Raw genomic sequence first — 18,906 nt, 5'->3', positions numbered from 1 at the left:
CCTCGCATATATTATATCATAAAAATTTTATAAGGTAAATATTTTTACTTTTTCTTAACTTAAAAATTTTATATCCTAACTATTTCGGCATTTTCTAAAGCTTCGTAATGTGTATATCCACCAATATGTAAAATAGTATCACCAAGTTCAGGGTCAACTTCCATACTACCCATACATGGAAAACTATGCCAATATTTGGCAACTCGCATTTTTGCTTCTTCGCCTAGTTTGCTACCGGTTAAGTGTTTAGCTATATTATAACCATTCCCACAAGGAGCTGAAATAATAACTTCAGCCCATTCTATAATATCATTACTATTAACATAAAATTTAAATCTAGGTTTACCTATTTTAAATATTTCTATAAATTGATTTATTGTTTTTGACTTCCCCTTGTTTAACGTACAAAATGGCTTTGGAAAAGCATATTCTAATGAGTACTTCTTACACTCTTCTATGGTTTTATCCTTAACCCATCTTGATACCCATTTTGAGTCCTCGATTGGAACAATAAGAGCTTTTCCTCCACTTTCATAAGCTAGTCTAGGGATTTCAATTAAAATATCCTCATGTATACCTAGAGGGATAAAAACATCACTTTTTTTGAATTTTTCTGGCAAATAATCTAAAGGATTGTCCACAAATAAAGGGTATACATCTGGTAAACTGATAATTTCTTTTATATTTTGGCTAAAATCTAAATTATATTCTCCTCTACACCAATAACATTTTTTACCACATAAATTACATACTTTTTTCTCGTCTTTTAAATGAGGAATAAATTTGTTGTTGGCAAATTTCGTATCTGTCTGCATTTCAAAAACAGTTTTAGGCATCTTATGACTCTTATTAGAATGAATTATTGTTATATTCATATATATCCCCCTAAATCACACATCTAAAATAGGTTTTATTTTTAAGGCTATTTGTAAATTTAACCTATCTTCAGCGTTATCTAAATCCATACCCGTAATTTCTTTTATTCTTTGTATTCTATATAGTACCGTGTTATAGTGAGTAAAAAGAGCTTTAGACATTTGTTTAAGATTACCATTATATTTAAAATATGATTCTAGTGTTTTTACTAATTCTGTAGATTTGTTTTTATCATATTCTACTAGTATCTTTAAGGTCTCATTATAGAATATTTCCATTTCATCCTTTAGATTGTCATTACATAGTAGTTTATAAATTCCTAATTCATTAAAGGAAGTTATTTTGCTTTCCCCTAAAATTTCACCTGCATGAATTGCTTTAATTGCATCTGTATAGCTTTTGTAAACATTTTCCAAACCTTTGTATGGTCTACCAAATCCCGCTCTATATTCTAAATTGGTTATTTTGTTATCTAGTACTTTTTTTATATTTTGTCTGATTTGACCTATTTTCATAGTTAATCGTTCCCCATCGCTATCAAATAGGAGTATTCTTATGCTATCTGTTTTACTAGATACAAACCCTTTAATATCCAGCTTATTCATTAAATCTTTAATAGCTCTAATAATCCCTGATATTGTCTGTTGAACTTCATCTGTTGATAGTTTATCTTTTCCCATATGAGAATTTATCAAATTGATAATAGAAACAACATATATATTATCTAATCCTAAATTAAAAAATGAAGCCCTTTCTAAAGCTTTTTTCTTTCTCTTTTTGTCCAGTGATATTAAATCTTCTAAATACTCAGATTTGTATCTATTTTCAACTTCACTTACTGAAAGTTTTTTTAAAATTTCTAAAGCAATTGTAGTAGAAGCAGTTTCTAATATTGACAAATCAAATCCACTAAAGGGAGTATCTATTGCCCATGAAAATATGTGCCCATATATGGTGTTCTTTACAACTATAGGTAATATAACTCTTTTTATATACTTCCCGCTAATCAACTCTGTAGTTTCAGTGAATTTTTTTTCGTGGTAGTTAAAAGAACTAGAATTGTAAAAGCTTCTCATATTATTTATAAGCAATTCTTTTATATATTTATCTAAGTCACCAAATTTCATTATTTGTTTATTAGGGAATTCTAACTTAATTAGCACAGGATTATTTAGGTTTTTATGTATTACATTAGCTATACTTTCTATACTTGCCCCACTTAGCATTGCATTCATCAATTCTTCATGAATCCTATCTAGTCTTTGAAGCAGTAAAGCCTCTTTATTAAAAATTTCTTTAAAAATAGGTGTCATAATATCTGAGAAAGGAATATCATAATAGAGGTCTATAATTGGAAAATTGAGAGTATTTGCTAAATCGATTACTTCTGAAGATAAGCGTTTTAAATATGGATGGATTTTAATACCTATTCCGGCAAGCCCTTTTCTAGAGCATTCTTTAATAAGCTTTTTTTGAATTTCTATACTATCCTTTCTAAAGGAATATGCAGTAGTTAGTAATAGTTCCCCCTCATGGACCCAATTTAGTATATCTGGATCTGCCATAATATTAACTCTAGATACAGTATTATCTACTCCTTTAAAACCTGCAATTAATTTACATTTTTCCATACAATTCATTTTTAAAACATCTTTAATGGTGACACCATTCTGCCTTCCCAACAAGCTTACTCCCCCCTGAAATACACAACACAATTTATTAATACTCTATAAATAATTACTATGGTAACCTGTAATTATTTATAACTTTTTAAAATTTTTTATAAATTAACCTATTTCTATTTTATATTATTTATTATGTATACACAAAGATTAAGATAACTTTAATTAGAGATTCTATTGAACTATTTATAGAGGAATAAAAGGAACTTGGAAAGTATTGCTAAAAGGTATCTTGAATTACATAATCTAAGAGATTAAATGCTAATTAAAGTTGAAAACAATGATGGTAAGGGAGTAAGAGAAGATTTGGAAAATGCTAAAAATATGTGTAAAGATATAATTAATAAGTTTAAAAAATAGCTAACATAGTTAAATATTTAGAAAATAGAAATGAATAGATCTTATTATAAAAATAAGCATCCGCAATGCGGATGCTAAATTTTATTCATCTTCTACAATAACCTCTAACTCTCCACTATTCGGGTCAATTACAAGTCCATGTATCTTCACATCTTTAGGAATATAAGGAGAATTTTTAAGTTTGTTTACTACTTCCTTAACATTTTCACTTTCATTATCAATAATACCTGTCCATTCCTTTAAATCAATTTTATTTATTTCTTCCTCTGGTATACCCCTCTCAATCATCTTATTTTTAATATCATCTAAATCCTGTTTTGCCATACCACAATCTTTATGTCCTACTATAAACACTTCTTTTATTCCCATCATTATTGTTCCTAGAGATACTGACCTTATAACATCATCACAGTTATTTCTAATACTATTTCCTGCATTCTTTAATACTTTAACTTCTCCCCTTTTAAATCCCATTGCTTCTTCTACTAGTCCAATTAATCTTGTATCCATACATGTAAAGATTAAGGCCTCTTTTGAAGCATGGGAATTTGTTGGCCTATCTAGTTCTTTTTCCTTTCTCTTTTTAACAAACTCTTTATTCCACTTAATAATTTCATTAAGCATAAGTTTACCTCCATAGTTCATTTATATTTTTATCTTTAAGTTTATTTAATTATATCATTATATTTTTATAAATTTAATTCCAATATTTATTATTTTTTATCTTCTAATACTTCAATTGTATCTCCTACTTTAATTTTTCCACCCTTAATAACTCTAGTAAATATCCCCTCTTTAGGCATTATACATTTTCCTACTTCTTTAGCAATAGCACAACCTGAATGACATTCTTTCCCTATTTGGCTGATTTCTTGTATCGTTTCTCCAATTTTTAATTTTGTACCAACAGATAATTCATGTAGATATATTCCTTCAGTTGTAAGATTTTCAGCAAACTTACCACTACAAAGTCCCTTTATACCTAGTTTTTTCATTTTCTCAACACTTTCTACACCCAATAAACTTACTTGCCTATGCCATTTCCCAGCATGTGCATCCCCCACTAAACCATGGCCTTCCTTAAAAAAACCTTCCTCTATTGACTTTTTAGGTACACCCTTCTTTTCACTAATATTTACTGCAACAACCTTACCTTTTTTAGCCATTTTATTCCCCCTCAAGTATGTTCCAGATTTACCTCCAGTCTTTTTTATAAGCATAATATCACTAATTATCATATCTTTATCAACTGATTTACACATATCATAAATGGTCAAAGCAGTAATAGAAACAGCATTTAAAGCTTCCATTTCAACACCAGTTTTCCCTACAGTTTTTACTTCAGCCTCAATTTCAATACAGTCATCTAAAATATTAAACTTTATATTTGCTCCTGTTATAGGTATATTATGGCACATTGGTATAATATCACTAGTCTTTTTAGCTCCCATTATACCTCCTATTTGGGCTACAGATAGGACATCCCCTTTTTTAATAACTCCTTCTTTTATCTTCTTTATGGTTCCCTTTTTCATTTTTATTTTTCCTTTTGCAATTGCTGTTCTTTTTGTATCATTTTTGTCCCCGACTTCTACCATATGGGCCCTTCCATTCTCATTTAAATGTGTAAATCCCATTTTTACCCTCCTATTTGAAACATATTTTTTTCTATATATGTTCCATCTTCTAAATAATGTGATTCTGGCTTCTCTTTAATAGCTTTTATTATTATGTTCTTTAAATTAGAGCCTTTTCTTAAATGACCCTTTAAGTCTATTTCTCTATTAGAATGTAAACATAATTTTAGGCTACCTGTTGATGTAAGTCTAACCTTATTGCAATTATTACAGAACTTACAAGAAATAGGGTTTATAAGTCCGATTCTTCCTTTATTATTATTTAATCTGTAGTAAACTGCTGGAGAAGAAGGATTAATATTTTCGACTTTAACTAAATCTTTTACTTTATTAAGTACAATTTCATTTGATATAAATCTTTCTAAAGCCCAATTAGAGGCCTCTCCTACTGGCATTAATTCAATAAACCGTACATCTATACCATCTTCAGTAAATTTAAGAAAATCTTCTATCTCATCTTCATTAAATCCTTTAATTAATACAACATTAATCTTTATTGGACTAAGTCCTACCCTTTTAGCTGCTTGTATACCTTCTAATACATCTTTTAATTTGCCACCCCTGGTTATAAAAGAATATTTATCATCATTAAGTGTGTCTAAACTTATATTTACTCTTTTTAACCCAGCATTTTTTAAGTCCTTTGCAAACTTTTTTAAAAGAGTACCATTAGTTGTTATTGCTAAATCTTTTAGTCCATCTAAGTTTGCTAAATCTTTTATAAGACTAATCATTCCCCTTCTAGCTAACGGTTCTCCACCAGTTAATCTTATTTTGTTTACACCTAAAGCAACAAATGTTTTTGCTATCTCTTTTATCTCTTCTATTCTTAGTATATTTTTATGCTTTAATTTACATATCCCCTTTTGCGGCATACAGTACATACATCTTAAATTACATAAATCAGTAACTGATATTCTTAAATAATTAATCATTCTTCCAAAAGAATCTCTCATTATATCGCCGCCTTTAAAAAAGTTAATTAGATTTAATTATTTTTACTTCCCCTGTATCCTTAAACTCATATCCACCTAATAAACTTACCTTATCTTTAAACTCTTTAGATTTAAGTATATCTACAAACTCCTTTATCTTTTTATCTTCTAAAAACTCGTAAGGTACTATAAAATCATAATCTTCATAACCTACAGGAATAAATTCTAAGTCCATTGCCTTTGCTGCAGACATTATACCTAATCCTGTTGTAGCCGTCCCTGACTTTACTGCCATAGCAACAGCCATGTGTGTAGTCATTTCCCTTTCATATCCTCTAATTTCATTAGAGTTTATACCTAATTTATTTAGATTATAATCTAAAAGCATTCTAGTTCCAGATCCCCTCTGTCTATTTACAAAAGCTACGTTTTCTCTTATAAGATCTTTAAAACTTTTTACTCTATATGGATTTCCTTTTTGAACTATAAATCCTTGTAATCTTCTTACTCCCTTTACTAAAGCTATTCTTTTACCCGGGAAATATTTTTTTATATATGGAATATTGTATTCTCCACTTTCTGGATCTAATAGATGTACAGGAGCTATATGACATTCTCCCCTTTTCATGGCCATTATACCACCCATACTTCCGATATGACCTGATGATAAGTTCATCATATCTCCTATAACATCCATAATAAGATCATGACTTCCAATGGATACTAAAGTATCTTTAATCTTATCTTTTGATTTTAATAGCTTTACCTTTACTTCTTCTCCAGCCTCTATACCTTCACTATTTTGTGGTATTTCTAATATTCCATCTGCTTTTACTAAACTCATAGTAACTCCCGCTCCACGGGTTAAAGGAGTTGCTATATATCTATTCTGTACATACCCTAAAGTTACCCTTATTAATTCTTTATGTTTTAATGACGAAACAATCCTCTTTGAAATGGTAGCTTTAATTGTATCTGTATCCTCTTTTTGTCCTGTATACTTATAAATTAGTGGTTTTACAAACGTATCAAAGGTTAGGTAAGCTGATACCGGATAGCCTGGTACACCTATAACTGGCTTATTATTTATAATTCCTAAAATAGTAGGCTTCCCAGGCTTTAAAGCAACTCCATGAACTACTACCTGGCCTAATTCTCTAATGGCCTTTGCTGTATAATCTTCAGTTCCTGCAGATGAACCAGCATTTATAATTAAAATATCATTTTCTTCAATTCCTTCTAAAATACTTTCCTTTAGCAAATTATATTTATCTGATACTGGAGAATATCTCTTAGGTATTCCTCCATATTTAAATGTAAGGCCTTCAAATACCCTTGAGTTTGATTCTAAAATCTTACCCTTTTCTAATTCTTTAACATTTTCAACAAGTTCTGTCCCTGTAGGAATAATACCAACCAATGGTTTTTTATATACTTTTATTTTTTCTATTCCTCCTGAAATTAGGGCTCCTAAATCAATTGGTCTAATTTTATGCTTTGATGGTATTATCATTTCTGTAGCAACTATATCTTCACCAATTAGTCTTATATGCTGCCATGGATATGCTGGTTTTATAATCTTTACCTTTCCACTACCTAATTCAATAACATCTTCTATCATAATCACTGCATCATAATCATTTGGTATAGGGTTTCCTGTGTTAATATATTGAAAGTCTTTCCCTTCCTCTAAAATTAAAGGATTTACCTCTGTGGCACCATAAGTCCATTCTGCCCTAACTACTATTCCATCCATTGCTGCTGCATTATAATATGGTGATGATTTTTGTGCATATACTGCCTCATATGTCACCCTATCCATAGAACCTAATACATCAATTTCTTCAACATTAGGTTGTATATTTAATTTTTCCATATAAAGGGATTTTGCTTTTTCTACATCAGTATTAGATATATATATATTTCTTTCTTCCTTTCTCATCCTCTCCCTCCTAATTATTAATCTAGTCTATAAAAAGAAAACTTCTCTTTCCTCTCCCTTAGTAACCCCTTCTTCATGGGATTTTATAACTATATAGCCATTAGATTTAGATAATAATGTAATCATACCTGACTTTCCAAAAATAGGAGTGGCATATAATTTTCCATCCCTTTCTTCTAATGTAACCATTTGATAGGTTTCTTTACCTGGTGAAGAATGTACATTAAAGTCCATAATAGCTTTAGTTTTTCTAATTTCTTCTTTGTAGTCTATAAGTTCTTTAATAAAATGTTCTACAAATACCTTAAACACTATTATTGCAGATACAGGATGTCCAGGCAGCCCAAAGACAGCTTTACCATTTGCTCTACCAATAAGAGTTGGCTTACCAGGCTTTATAGATACCCCATGGACAAAAACCCCTATATCATCAAAGGAATTTATCAAATCATAGGTATAATCTCTAGCTCCTACTGAACTACCCCCTGATATTAAAACTATATCTGATAAACTTAAAGCCTTTTCCATTTCTTCTTTCAGTAAATCAAAATCATCTTTAACTATTACTTTATCCACTACTTCTCCACCTATTTTCTTTATTAATGCAGATAAACTGTATCCGTTTATATCCCTAATTTTCCCTATTTCTAATTCCTCATCAATATCAATTATTTCATCTCCAGTGGAAATAACATAAAATTTTGGCCTTCTATAGACCTTCACCTTAGATATACCAATAGCCGCCAAAGCCCCTATGTCTTGACTTGTTACTCTTTTCCCTTTTTCTAAAACAAGTTCTCCTTTCTTTATATCATCACCTTTAAATATTAAATTTTCTCCTGGTGATATTGCTTTATATACTGCTATGGTATTCTCATCAAGTCTTTCTGCGTTTTCTATCATGATTACACTGTCCGCTCCTTCGGGTATCATTCCTCCAGTAGGTACATAAACTGCTTCTCCAGATTTTATTTTTATATTTGTATTTTCCCCCATTTTTACTTCTCCTACTATATTTAAAAAACTAGGCATTGATTCATTTGCTCCATGACTATCACTACTTTTTATAGCATATCCATCTACCGTAGAACGATTAAATTCAGGAACATTTATATTAGATATTATATCCTCTGCTAAAACTCTATTTAGACTGTCTAATATATCTACTTCTTCTATAGGTAATTTGTAATCTTTAAAATTATTAATTAACTTTTCTCTGGCCTCCTCTATTGAAACTACCTTAAAGAAATCCATTTATCCTATTCACCCTTCCATTTTCTAAATATATAGTATTATCACATAGCCTTTTGGCCTGCTCTAGGTTATGGGTTATTATAATGATTGTTGCTTTTTCATTGCTATTATAATTTTTTATTTCCTTTTCTATTGTCTTAATGGATTCAGGATCTATATTTGATGTAGGCTCATCTAACATTACAAGTTTAGGTTTAAATATTAAAGCCCTAGCCAATGCAACTTTTTGAGATTCTCCTCCAGATAGTAAATGTGCCTTTTCATTCTTTAAGTTGTAAATTTGTAATCTATTTAACATTTCACTTACCCTTTTATCAATTTCAGCCTTATTCTTCTTCCTAATTTTCAAAGGATATGCGATATTATCATAAACACTTCTCCTAAACAAATAGGGTTTTTGGAAAACCAAAGTCATATTATCATATATATTATTATTTAAAGTACTATTATCATAGGTTATCCTTCCAGAGAAATCCTCATCGAGACCTGAAATAATTCTAAGAAGGGTAGTTTTACCTGCACCATTAGGACCTATTATTCCAGTAATTTTTCTTTTTTCTATATGCAACTCTTCTATTTTTAAAACTAATTTATCATTATAGTACTTCTTTAAATTTTTTATCTTTATTTCCATTAATAATCCTCCTGATGATAGCTATATATTAAACTGTTAATAATAAATGATATTGCAAGTAAAACTAATCCTAAAGCAATTGCCGTTGAATAATTTCCCATAGAATTAAACATAGCAATAGAGGTTGTTATAACTCTAGTACGGTTCTTAATATTACCTCCAACAATCATTACTGCTCCAACTTCAGATATTGCTCTAGAAAATACAGTTACAAGGTTTATAAATAAATCAATTTTTAACTCTCTTATTAATAGGAATATTATCTTTACACCTCGAGCCCCTAGTGTAATTCCTACCCTTTCTATTTTTTTACCACGATTCTTAGATAAATTATAGGATAATCCTAAACTTAGAGGAGTTACAAGTAAAGACTGTGCAATTATCATAGCCGTTGGAGTATATAAAAGTTCTAAAAAACCTAAAGGTCCCCTTCTAGAAAGTAAAATAGCCACCAATAGACCGACAACAACAGAAGGAATACTCATGAGTGTATATAATAATCTTGAAAACAATTTTTTTCCTTTAAAATTCTTTATTCCTAAATATAATCCCAATGGTATGAAGATTATAGAAGAGATTAATGTGGCAGTAGAGGAAACAAATACTGATAAGAATATTATTTCATACAATTCCCTGTTAAAACTTACTAAAAGTTTTAAAGCTTCAATAATTCCATTTATAATGTAATCCATTTAATATACTCCTTTTTCCCATTCTCCAATAGTTTTTTAACCTTTGTCCAAAAACTATGTTATATAAATGTTTCACGTGAAACAAAATTATAGAAAGAAATTTCTATGCCTCCCGTTTTTAAAATCGTCTTTTACTGTTTTTTTACTTAACAATCTATACTTAAAATTATAATTAATTTATACCTCTAGTTATAAATACCTAGCTCATAATTATTTAGCATTTGGTACAAATAGGGGCATTCCAAATTTATCTTTACCATACTCTCCTATTTGTTTCTGAGTTTCCTCTGATAGAAGCCATTCTATAAATTTCTCAGCACCTTTGTTGTTTATGTTCTCATTTTTGTCAGGATTTACAGGTATTACACCATATTGATTAAATAATCTATCATCCTTTTCTATAATAATTTCTAAGTCTAATTTATCCTTTAGGTTTAAATATGTAGCTCTATCTGTAATTGTATAGGCTTGTTTTTCACTTGCAATCTTTAGAGTTTGAGCCATTCCACTTCCAGAGGATAGATACCATTCTCCTTCAGGTTTTACTTTAGCTTCTTCCCAAAGGGCCTTTTCTTTCTTATGTGTACCAGAGTCATCCCCTCTAGAAACAAATTTGTAATTTCCTTCAGCTATTAGCCTTAAACCCTTTACTATATCCCTAGGAGATTTTTCCTTAAGATTTCCCTTATCTTCTTTAGGGCCTACTAAAACAAAATCATTATACATTACATCTTTTCTATATAATCCATGTCCCTCTTTTACAAATTCCTCTTCTGATGGTTTTGCATGAACTAATAAAGCATCTGCTTCACCTTTTCTTCCCATCTCTAATGCTTTACCAGTTCCCACTGCTATGACATCAACCTTTATTCCAGTTTCTTCTTCGAAATTAGGTAATATGTAATCTAATAAACCACTATCTCTAGTACTAGTTGTTGTAGCAAGTATTATTCTTTTACCTGTGTCACTTTGAGCTTTATTATTGCTACATCCTACTAATCCCCCAATAATCAGTAATGATACAAGTAAAATTGATAAAATTCTTTTCATTTTTATCCCCCTTAGTTTTTGAATATTTTAAATTTCGTAAATTAGTAGATTAACTAAAAAACAGTCCTGAAAGGACTGTTTGAGTTGATGAAATATACACTTTTATAAGTGCTTCAACAACTCAAATTTCCCTTTCCTAACACGGGAGGCATAGAAATTTCTTTCTATACCCTATCGGCATAAATTCCATAGCATAAAAGCCTTAGAAATTTATACTCGGAAAATTTGAGTATATATTCATTTTTTCCCTCCTAGCAAAACCAATTAATAAGATATTTAATTTTCTAGCTATATCTATGCTTAAACTGGTAGGTGCTGATCTAGAAATGAGAATCGGTATTCCCCTTTTTAAAACCTTAATAAGTATTTCTGATGATACCCTCCCACTAGTTAAAATTATTTTGTCCTCTAAATCTATTTCCTCTAACAAAGCCCTACCTAAAACCTTATCTAATGCATTATGTCTTCCTATATCTTCCTCAAAGAAAATAATCTTATCTTTACTACATAAGGCACAGCTATGTACACCACCAGTATTTAGAAAAAGTTGAGACTTTTTATTAAATTTCTCTGTAAGACCAAATATTTCCTTCTTTTTTATTTTAGGAATTTTATTTATTTTTTTTGCTTTAAAAGAATCAATTACATTATAGAAAATAGTTCCTTTACCACAACCACTTGTTATTGTCCTTTTATTATAAAGTTTTAATGCTAATTGATCTTTTCTTTTAGTGTAAACATATCCAATACCCTTTTCATAATCTATTTTTATATCCTTTAAGTCTTCTTTTATATCAATTAGACCTTCTGACTGTAAAAAACCTATAACTAAATATTTCAAGGACTTAGGAGTACATAAAAGTGTTACAAGCTCCTCTCCATTTAAATATATGGTAAATGGGTATTCTTTTATTACTAAATCCTCTTCCCTTTTTATAGAGTCTCCTTTAATTCTTAGTATTTCATATTCTTTAGTCTCCTTCATGTTTATCAGTCCCTTTAAATATAATTTTTGAGGGACAAAATTGCCCCTCAAAATTAAATCCATATGACTTAAATTATATTAGATATTAAAAATCTAATAAGTCTACATATTTCTTAAGATCCTTTTTAGTATTCAAGTTTAAAAACATGTTCCAATTTGGGCTAAATTGTCTAGCAGTTTTTTCTTCTATATAATAAGTTTTTAGGTCTTTTAATAGAGGATAAATTGCCTTTCTATTATCTTTTAAATAACACTCTATATCCTTAACTATATCCTTTGAATAAAAAGAATTAAATGGCTCTATCCATTCACCTAACTTGGTAACACATGCATCAATATCTAATTTGTAAATTCTTTTTTTCATATACCTTATATAATCAAGATTAATATTTGGCATATCACAGGCGATAAAATATACATACTTACTTTCTGCTTCCTTAAGTCCCGCATGTATACCACTTAAAGGCCCTTTCTGTTTTATTTCATCAGTAATAACCTTATTTCTAAATCCTTTATAATATTCTAATTTGTTAGTTACTATTATTATTTCATTAAACTCCTTATTAAGCTTTTCTACAATTATAGATATAAGTCTTTTCTTCTTTAGTTTTAATAGTTGCTTATCAAATCCCATTCTTGTGCTTTTTCCTCCAGCTAATATAACTGCTGAACCAAATTTTTTCATATCCATCCCTCTATCTTGCACATTCACCTGCTTGGCCAGTAAGTATTTCCAAACCATGGTGAAGGGCATCTGTTATATACTCTAAAGATTCTTTCACAGCTTTAGGACTTCCTGGTAAGTTTATTATAAGTGTTCCTTTTCTTATCCCCGATATTCCCCTTGATAGCATAGCCTTAGGGGTAATCTTAAGGCTATAATACCTTATAGCCTCAGATATTCCGGGTGCTAATCTAACTGCAGCCTTTCTTGTGGCCTCTGGAGTAACATCCCTTGGGCTAAAACCCGTTCCCCCTGTTGTAAGAATTAAGTCTAACTTTAGCTCATCAGACATGTATACCATCTCTTCATATAGTTTTTCTTCATCATCTGGAAGAATTACATATCTTTCAACTTTGTACCCCTGTTTTTCCATTATTTCTATAATAGCTTTTCCGCTTAAATCTTCCCTTTGTCCTTTGTATCCCTTATCACTGGCAGTAATTACCCCAACTTTAAACATACTATTCACCTCAAGATATCTTTTTAATATTTACAGCACATACCTTTAGTTCTGGTATTTTAGCTATTGAATCTAACGCTGTATTAGTTAGATAGTTTACAGCTCCATCTGCATAGTGGAATGGCATAAAAACAATATTGTCATTAATAATATCTACTAATTTAACCTTAGTAGTTATCTCTCCACGTCTCGAACTTACCTTAACCTTATCTCCATCTTTTAATCCTAGTTTATTAGCTGTTGAAGGATTAATTTCTATATATGACTCTGAGGATATCTTATTTAGACCTTCAACTCTACCTGTCATTGTCCTAGTATGATAATGGTAAAGCATTCTACCTGTAGTCAAAATGAAAGGATAATCAGCATCAGGCTGTTCAGCACTTTCTGTATGGTCTACTGCCATAAATAATCCTTTGCCCCTTGCACATTTGCCCTTATGAAGATATTTAGTTCCTGGATGGTCTTTTGTTGGACAAGGCCATTGTAGTCCTATTTTTTCTATACGGTCATAATTAATTCCACCATACTGTGGTGTTACCTCAGCTATTTCATCCATTATCTCTGATGGATGACTATATTTCTTTTTATATCCTAATCTATTCATTATATCCATTAAAATCTCCCAATCTGGCTTTGATTCACCAACAGGTTCTATAGCTTTTCTAATTCTTTGAACCCTTCTTTCTGTATTTGTAAAAGTTCCATCCTTTTCTGCAAAGGATGCAGCTGGAAGTACTACATCTGCAAGTTCAGCTGTTTCAGTCAGAAATATATCTTGCACAACAAGAAAATCTAGGTTTTCTAAGGCTTTTTTTACATGATTAATATCAGGATCTGAAAACATTGGGTTTTCTCCCATTATATACATAAATTTTATAGTTCCTTTTTCAGCAGCCTTCATCATTTCTGGTATAGTTAATCCTACTTTTGATGATAAGTTAACTCCCCATGCTTTTTCAAATTTTTCCTTAACCTCAGACTCATTAACTTTTTGATATCCTGGATAATCTGCTGGAAGTCCCCCCATATCACAAGCACCTTGGACATTATTCTGTCCCCTTAATGGGTTTACTCCTCCAGACTCTACTCCTATATTCCCACATAATAGTGCTAAATTAGATATAGACATAACTCCATGTGTTCCAGATTTATGCTGAGTTATACCCATTGCATAAAATATACCAGCTTTATCTGCCTTAGCATAAAGTCTTGCTGCCTTTCTAATATCATTAGCATCTACACCACAAATTTCTGCTACTCTTTCAGGTGTATAATCCTTAACTAACTTTTCTAAGTCCTCATAATTTTCAGTTCTCTCTTTAATATATTCCTTATCTTGTAAACCTTCTTCAATTATTACATTCATTAATCCATTAAATAATGCAACATTTGTTCCTGGTTTTATTTGTAAGAATACCTCTGCGTCTTTAGCTAACTCTATTTTCCTAGGATCTGCCACAATAAGCTTGGTTCCCCTTTTTATAGCCTGTCTCATCTGTGCAGCTATTACTGGGTGGTTCTCAGTTGTATTTGACCCAGTAACAAAAATTACATCGGCACCTAAAACTTCCTCTATACTATTTGTCATAGCACCGCTTCCTAACGTAGTTGCAAGACCTGCAACTGTTGAGGAGTGTCAGAGGCGTGCACAATGGTCTACATTATTATTACCTATAACTGCTCTAAAAAGCTTTTGAAACAGGTAATTTTCCTCATTAGTACATCTTGCTGATGTAAGACCTGCAAAAGATTCAGTACCATATTTTCCTTTTATTTCATTAATCTTATCAGTTATTAAACTATATGCTTCTTCCCAAGAAGCTTCAACAAATTTTCCATTTTTCTTTATTAAAGGTTTTTTAAGTCTATCGGGATGATTTACAAATTTATAACCAAATTTTCCTTTTACGCATAAAAGTCCTTTATTAGATGGTCCCATGGCAGGATGAACTTCAACTATTTTATTATCCTTTACTATTAAGTCCATCTGACAACCTACTCCACAGTATGAACAGGTTGTTCTAACTCTTTTAGTTTCTTCATACATAAATCTTTCTTTTCTTTTTGGGATTAAAGCTCCAACAGGACATACAGATACACAATTACCGCAAGATACACAATCAGATTTTTCTAAAGGCATTTCAAAAGGTACTCCAACATGTGTATTAAATCCTCTTTCAGAAAAACTTATAGCACCAGTACATTGTAATTCACTGCAAACCCTTACACATTTACCACAATCAATACATTTATTTTGGTCACTTATATAAAAAGGATTGCTATCATCAATTGGATAGTTCTTTTTTTCTCCCACATATTCTACTTCTTTTATATTATATTCATAACAGTATTTCTGAAGTTTACAATCTCCAGATTTATCACACATTAGACAGTTTAATGGATGATTAGATATTAGAAGATTTAAAATTTCTTTTCTAGCCTCTCTAACCTTTTGACTGTGGGTATAAATTTCCATACCTTCCTCTACTTTAGTAGAACATGATGTAGGCAGTTTCTCCATACCTACTATTTCTACAACACATATTCTACAAGCAGCATGGGGTTCTAACCTTTCATCATGACATAAAGTAGGTATATTTATTCCTAATTCTTTACAAGCTTCAAGTATAGAATAATCTTTAGGCACTTTTACTTTTTTCCCGTTAATTGTGATAGAAACCATATTTTCCCCCCTTTTATCCCCCTTTATACAGGATGTTTTTCTCTTTTCTTATAATGTGTGTGAAGTAGTTCATGTGATTTATGACTATTTGGTTTGTCGAAGTATTCATCATAAATTTTATTAATCATTGGATTTTCATGGGATTTTCTAATTTTCTTTGCCTTATCTTCATTATATAGTGCCTTTGCCCTTTCCTTTCTTATATCTTTACTTAGTTTTATTTTATCATTAACATATGGCTGTCCTCCACCAGTAATACATCCCCCTGAACATGCCATTACCTCTACAAAATGGTAAAACTTCTCTCCAGCCTTAATCTTTTCTATTAACTTATTTGCTTGACCAATACTATGAACGACAGCTACTTTAATCTCTTTTCCATTTATTTCTACTAAAGCCTCTTTTATTCCTTCCATTCCCCTAATATTTTCAAATTCTAATTTTTTTAATTTCTTACCAGTAGCTACTTCATATACAGTCCTTAATGCTGCCTCCATTACCCCACCTGTTACACCAAATATAACTGATGCCCCTGTTGATTCTCCTAGGACTTCATCAAAATCCTCTTCAGGTAAGCTGGTAAAATCATTTATGGTTTGTTTAACCATTTTAGCTAATTCCCTTGTTGTTAGTACAATATCAACATCTGCGTATCCAGTAGATTGAAGTTCTTCTCTTTGTGATTCAAATTTCTTGGCTGTACATGGCATTACTGATACTACATATATATCTTTAGGATCTATTCCATTCTTTTTAGCATAATATGACTTTATGACTGCACCCATCATTTCTTGAGGAGATTTGCAAGTAGAAATATTATCTAATAAATCTGGGTGGTAATGTTCACAATATTTAATCCATCCTGGACAACATGACGTAAACATTGGGAGTTTTTCACCGTTTTTTAATCTCTCTAAAAACTCATGTCCCTCTTCCATTATTGTTAAGTCAGCGGCAAAATCAGTATCAAATACTTTATCAAATCCTAGTCTTTTTAATGCAGCTACCATTTTCCCTGTTACCCTTGTTCCCATTGGAAGTCCGAATTCTTCACCTAATGCTGCCCTTATAGCAGGGGCTGTTTGAACTACAACATGCTTATTTGAATCTTCAATTGCATCCCAAACATAATCTATAGATTCCTTTTCTCGTAGGGCTCCTACTGGACAGGCAGTAATACACTGACCACAATTAATACAAGGAACCTCACTAATACTTTTTTCCGCCACTGGTCCTACTTTTGTTTCAAAACCTCTATTGGCAAATCCTAATACACCAATATTCTGTACTCTATTACATACACTTACACATCTTCCACAAAGTACACACTTATTAGGGTCTCTTACTATTGAAGTGGATTTCATATCAACAGTTTCTACTTTCATTTTTCCTTCAAAGGATATTTCCTTTATATTAAATTCATTTGCTAGGTTTTGTAACTCACATTTATTATTACGCTCACATGTTAAACATTTTCTATCATGGGATGAAAGCATTAGCTCAACAACTGCTTTTCTAGCTTCTCTAACCTTTTTAGTATTAGTCTTTACTACCATTCCATCTTCTACTTGAAGTACACAAGAAGCTTGTAAAGTTCTAGCTCCCTCAACTTCTACAACACAAACTCTGCATGCACCTACTTCATTTATTTCCTTTAGATAACAAAGTGTTGGTATATTAATTCCTGCACTTCTTGCAGCTTCAAGTACCGTATAATTTTCTGGTACTGTTACCCTTTGGCCATCTATAGTTAACGTAACATTACTCAATCTGTTATCCCCCCTTATTTTGTTACTTCCTTACAATTGCATTAAATGGACATTTTTCTACACAAGCACCACATTTTACACACTTATCTTGGTCAATAGTATGTGCTTCTTTTCTCTCTCCACTTATTGCATCTGCAGGACAAGCCTTAGCACATAGTGTGCATCCTTTACATTTGTCTTCTTCGATAAAGAATGAAAGTAATTCTTTACAGCTTCCTGCCGGACATCTTTTTTCATTTACGTGTGCTTCATATTCATTTCTGAAGTATTTTAATGTTGATAATACTGGGTTTGGTGCAGTTTGTCCTAGTCCACATAATGCTGTGTTTTTAATTGTATGGGCTAATCTTTCTAGTTTATCTATATCTTCAGGTTCACCTTTTCCCGATGTTATCTTCTCCAGTAACTCTAGCATTCGTTTTGTACCTTCACGGCAAGGAGTACATTTACCACATGACTCCTCAACTGTGAAGTCTAGGAAGAATCTTGCTATATCAACCATACATGTATCCTCATCTAACACTATCATTCCACCTGAACCCATCATTGACCCAAGCTCTGTTAATGAATCAAAGTCTATTGGTGTGTCTATATGTTCTGCTGGTATACATCCTCCTGATGGTCCACCTGTTTGTACTGCCTTAAATTCTTTTCCCTTTGGTATTCCTCCACCTACTTCGTAGATTACTTCTCTTAATGTTGTTCCCATTGGTATTTCTATTAATCCTGTATTGTTTATCTTTCCACCTAGAGCAAATACCTTTGTTCCTGGTGATTTTTCTGTTCCTATACCTTTAAACCATTCTGCTCCTTTTAGAACTATACTTGGAACATTGGCATATGTCTCAACATTGTTTATTAGTGTTGGTTTTTGCCATAACCCTTTGTTTGCTGGATATGGTGGCTTGTTTCTCGGCATTCCTCTTTCGCCTTCTATTGATGCTATTAGGGCAGTTTCTTCACCACATACGAAAGCTCCTGCTCCTAGTCTTATTTCAAGGTCAAAACTAAAATCTGTACCAAAGATGTTTTCTCCTAATAATCCCTTCTCTTTTGCTTGGTCTATAGCCTTTTGTAATCTTTGTACTGCTATTGGATACTCTGCTCTTATATATACATATCCTTGGTTTGCTCCTACTGCATATCCGGCTATCGCCATTGCCTCTATTACTGAATGAGGGTCTCCTTCTAGGATTGATCTATCCATGAATGCTCCTGGG

The 18,906-nt window shown here is 31.3% G+C and carries 16 protein-coding genes, 1 pseudogene and 1 riboswitch; all 17 genes and pseudogenes read right to left on the bottom strand.

The annotated features are described in order from the left end of the window. Positions 1-68: 68 nt before the first annotated feature. On the bottom strand, positions 69-875 hold the full coding sequence (locus BET03_RS08190; RefSeq protein ID WP_120169206.1) for a DUF166 domain-containing protein: 807 nt from the start codon (positions 873-875) through the stop codon (positions 69-71). A gap of 15 nt (positions 876-890) precedes the next feature. Then, complete coding sequence (locus tag BET03_RS08185) at positions 891-2,561, bottom strand: PucR family transcriptional regulator (protein WP_243096894.1); 1,671 nt, start codon at positions 2,559-2,561, stop codon at positions 891-893. A gap of 438 nt (positions 2,562-2,999) precedes the next feature. Continuing rightward, positions 3,000-3,542: a beta-class carbonic anhydrase gene (locus tag BET03_RS08180; protein WP_120169204.1), complete on the bottom strand. Its 543-nt coding sequence runs from the start codon at positions 3,540-3,542 to the stop codon at positions 3,000-3,002. A gap of 89 nt (positions 3,543-3,631) precedes the next feature. Next, entirely contained in the window at positions 3,632-4,084 is a 453-nt protein-coding gene (locus tag BET03_RS13745) for an MOSC domain-containing protein (RefSeq protein WP_207666053.1), read from the bottom strand. Between the two features lie 21 nt (positions 4,085-4,105). Beyond that, positions 4,106-4,555, bottom strand: a pseudogene (gene moaC / locus BET03_RS13740) (cyclic pyranopterin monophosphate synthase MoaC); the annotation flags it as partial. A gap of 2 nt (positions 4,556-4,557) precedes the next feature. Further along, complete coding sequence (gene moaA, locus BET03_RS08170) at positions 4,558-5,511, bottom strand: GTP 3',8-cyclase MoaA (protein ID WP_120169200.1); 954 nt, start codon at positions 5,509-5,511, stop codon at positions 4,558-4,560. Positions 5,512-5,533: 22 nt separating this feature from the next. Next, complete coding sequence (locus BET03_RS08165; protein ID WP_120169198.1) at positions 5,534-7,432, bottom strand: molybdopterin biosynthesis protein; 1,899 nt, start codon at positions 7,430-7,432, stop codon at positions 5,534-5,536. Positions 7,433-7,459: 27 nt separating this feature from the next. Further along, the gene (locus tag BET03_RS08160; protein ID WP_120169196.1) at positions 7,460-8,686 is read right to left on the bottom strand and encodes a molybdopterin molybdotransferase MoeA; all 1,227 of its coding nucleotides are present in this window, start codon (positions 8,684-8,686) and stop codon (positions 7,460-7,462) included. Then, on the bottom strand, positions 8,673-9,320 hold the full coding sequence (locus BET03_RS08155; RefSeq protein WP_120169194.1) for an ABC transporter ATP-binding protein: 648 nt from the start codon (positions 9,318-9,320) through the stop codon (positions 8,673-8,675). Before BET03_RS08155 ends, BET03_RS08160 begins: the two co-directional genes overlap by 14 nt. Next, on the bottom strand, positions 9,320-10,012 hold the full coding sequence (locus BET03_RS08150) for an ABC transporter permease (protein ID WP_120169192.1): 693 nt from the start codon (positions 10,010-10,012) through the stop codon (positions 9,320-9,322). Before BET03_RS08150 ends, BET03_RS08155 begins: the two co-directional genes overlap by 1 nt. Before the next feature lie 210 nt (positions 10,013-10,222). Continuing rightward, positions 10,223-11,062, bottom strand: coding sequence for an ABC transporter substrate-binding protein (locus BET03_RS08145; protein ID WP_120169190.1), 840 nt, complete (start codon positions 11,060-11,062; stop codon positions 10,223-10,225). A gap of 112 nt (positions 11,063-11,174) precedes the next feature. Next, positions 11,175-11,296, bottom strand: a riboswitch (molybdenum cofactor riboswitch). Continuing rightward, positions 11,265-12,047, bottom strand: a complete 783-nt coding sequence (gene fdhD, locus BET03_RS08140) for a formate dehydrogenase accessory sulfurtransferase FdhD (RefSeq protein WP_183108790.1) — start codon at positions 12,045-12,047, stop codon at positions 11,265-11,267. It overlaps the preceding riboswitch by 32 nt. An 85-nt stretch (positions 12,048-12,132) precedes the next feature. Continuing rightward, entirely contained in the window at positions 12,133-12,732 is a 600-nt protein-coding gene (locus BET03_RS08135; protein WP_120169188.1) for a molybdenum cofactor guanylyltransferase, read from the bottom strand. A gap of 10 nt (positions 12,733-12,742) precedes the next feature. Beyond that, complete coding sequence (locus tag BET03_RS08130) at positions 12,743-13,231, bottom strand: MogA/MoaB family molybdenum cofactor biosynthesis protein (protein ID WP_120169186.1); 489 nt, start codon at positions 13,229-13,231, stop codon at positions 12,743-12,745. Positions 13,232-13,241: 10 nt separating this feature from the next. Beyond that, positions 13,242-15,917, bottom strand: coding sequence for a formate dehydrogenase subunit alpha (gene fdhF / locus BET03_RS08125; RefSeq protein WP_120169184.1), 2,676 nt, complete (start codon positions 15,915-15,917; stop codon positions 13,242-13,244). A 23-nt stretch (positions 15,918-15,940) separates the two neighbouring features. Then, positions 15,941-17,686, bottom strand: a complete 1,746-nt coding sequence (locus BET03_RS08120; RefSeq protein ID WP_120169182.1) for an NADH-dependent [FeFe] hydrogenase, group A6 — start codon at positions 17,684-17,686, stop codon at positions 15,941-15,943. Positions 17,687-17,708: 22 nt separating this feature from the next. After that, the coding region (locus tag BET03_RS08115) for an NADH-ubiquinone oxidoreductase-F iron-sulfur binding region domain-containing protein (RefSeq protein ID WP_120169180.1) at positions 17,709-18,906 on the bottom strand (1,198 nt) is incomplete at its 5' end.

The sequence above is a fragment of the Thermohalobacter berrensis genome (genome assembly GCF_003609645.1).
In the GTDB taxonomy this organism is placed as follows: domain Bacteria; phylum Bacillota; class Clostridia; order Tissierellales; family Thermohalobacteraceae; genus Thermohalobacter; species Thermohalobacter berrensis.
Note: the sequence above shows the minus strand (reverse complement) of the source record. Positions and strands in the feature narration are given on the sequence as shown.

Excerpts from the sequence above, each read along its gene's own strand:
- moaA (WP_120169200.1), bottom strand. The coding sequence starts at position 5,511 with ATGAGAGATTCTTTTGGAAGAATGATTAATTATTTAAGAATATCAGTT.
- fdhD (WP_183108790.1), bottom strand. The coding sequence starts at position 12,047 with ATGAAGGAGACTAAAGAATATGAAATACTAAGAATTAAAGGAGACTCT.
- BET03_RS13745 (WP_207666053.1), bottom strand. The coding sequence starts at position 4,084 with ATGGCTAAAAAAGGTAAGGTTGTTGCAGTAAATATTAGTGAAAAGAAG.
- BET03_RS08150 (WP_120169192.1), bottom strand. The coding sequence starts at position 10,012 with ATGGATTACATTATAAATGGAATTATTGAAGCTTTAAAACTTTTAGTA.
- BET03_RS08145 (WP_120169190.1), bottom strand. The coding sequence starts at position 11,062 with ATGAAAAGAATTTTATCAATTTTACTTGTATCATTACTGATTATTGGG.
- BET03_RS08160 (WP_120169196.1), bottom strand. The coding sequence starts at position 8,686 with ATGGATTTCTTTAAGGTAGTTTCAATAGAGGAGGCCAGAGAAAAGTTA.
- BET03_RS08135 (WP_120169188.1), bottom strand. The coding sequence starts at position 12,732 with ATGAAAAAATTTGGTTCAGCAGTTATATTAGCTGGAGGAAAAAGCACA.
- BET03_RS08180 (WP_120169204.1), bottom strand. The coding sequence starts at position 3,542 with ATGCTTAATGAAATTATTAAGTGGAATAAAGAGTTTGTTAAAAAGAGA.
- BET03_RS08190 (WP_120169206.1), bottom strand. The coding sequence starts at position 875 with ATGAATATAACAATAATTCATTCTAATAAGAGTCATAAGATGCCTAAA.
- BET03_RS08165 (WP_120169198.1), bottom strand. The coding sequence starts at position 7,432 with ATGAGAAAGGAAGAAAGAAATATATATATATCTAATACTGATGTAGAA.
- BET03_RS08155 (WP_120169194.1), bottom strand. The coding sequence starts at position 9,320 with ATGGAAATAAAGATAAAAAATTTAAAGAAGTACTATAATGATAAATTA.
- BET03_RS08130 (WP_120169186.1), bottom strand. The coding sequence starts at position 13,231 with ATGTTTAAAGTTGGGGTAATTACTGCCAGTGATAAGGGATACAAAGGA.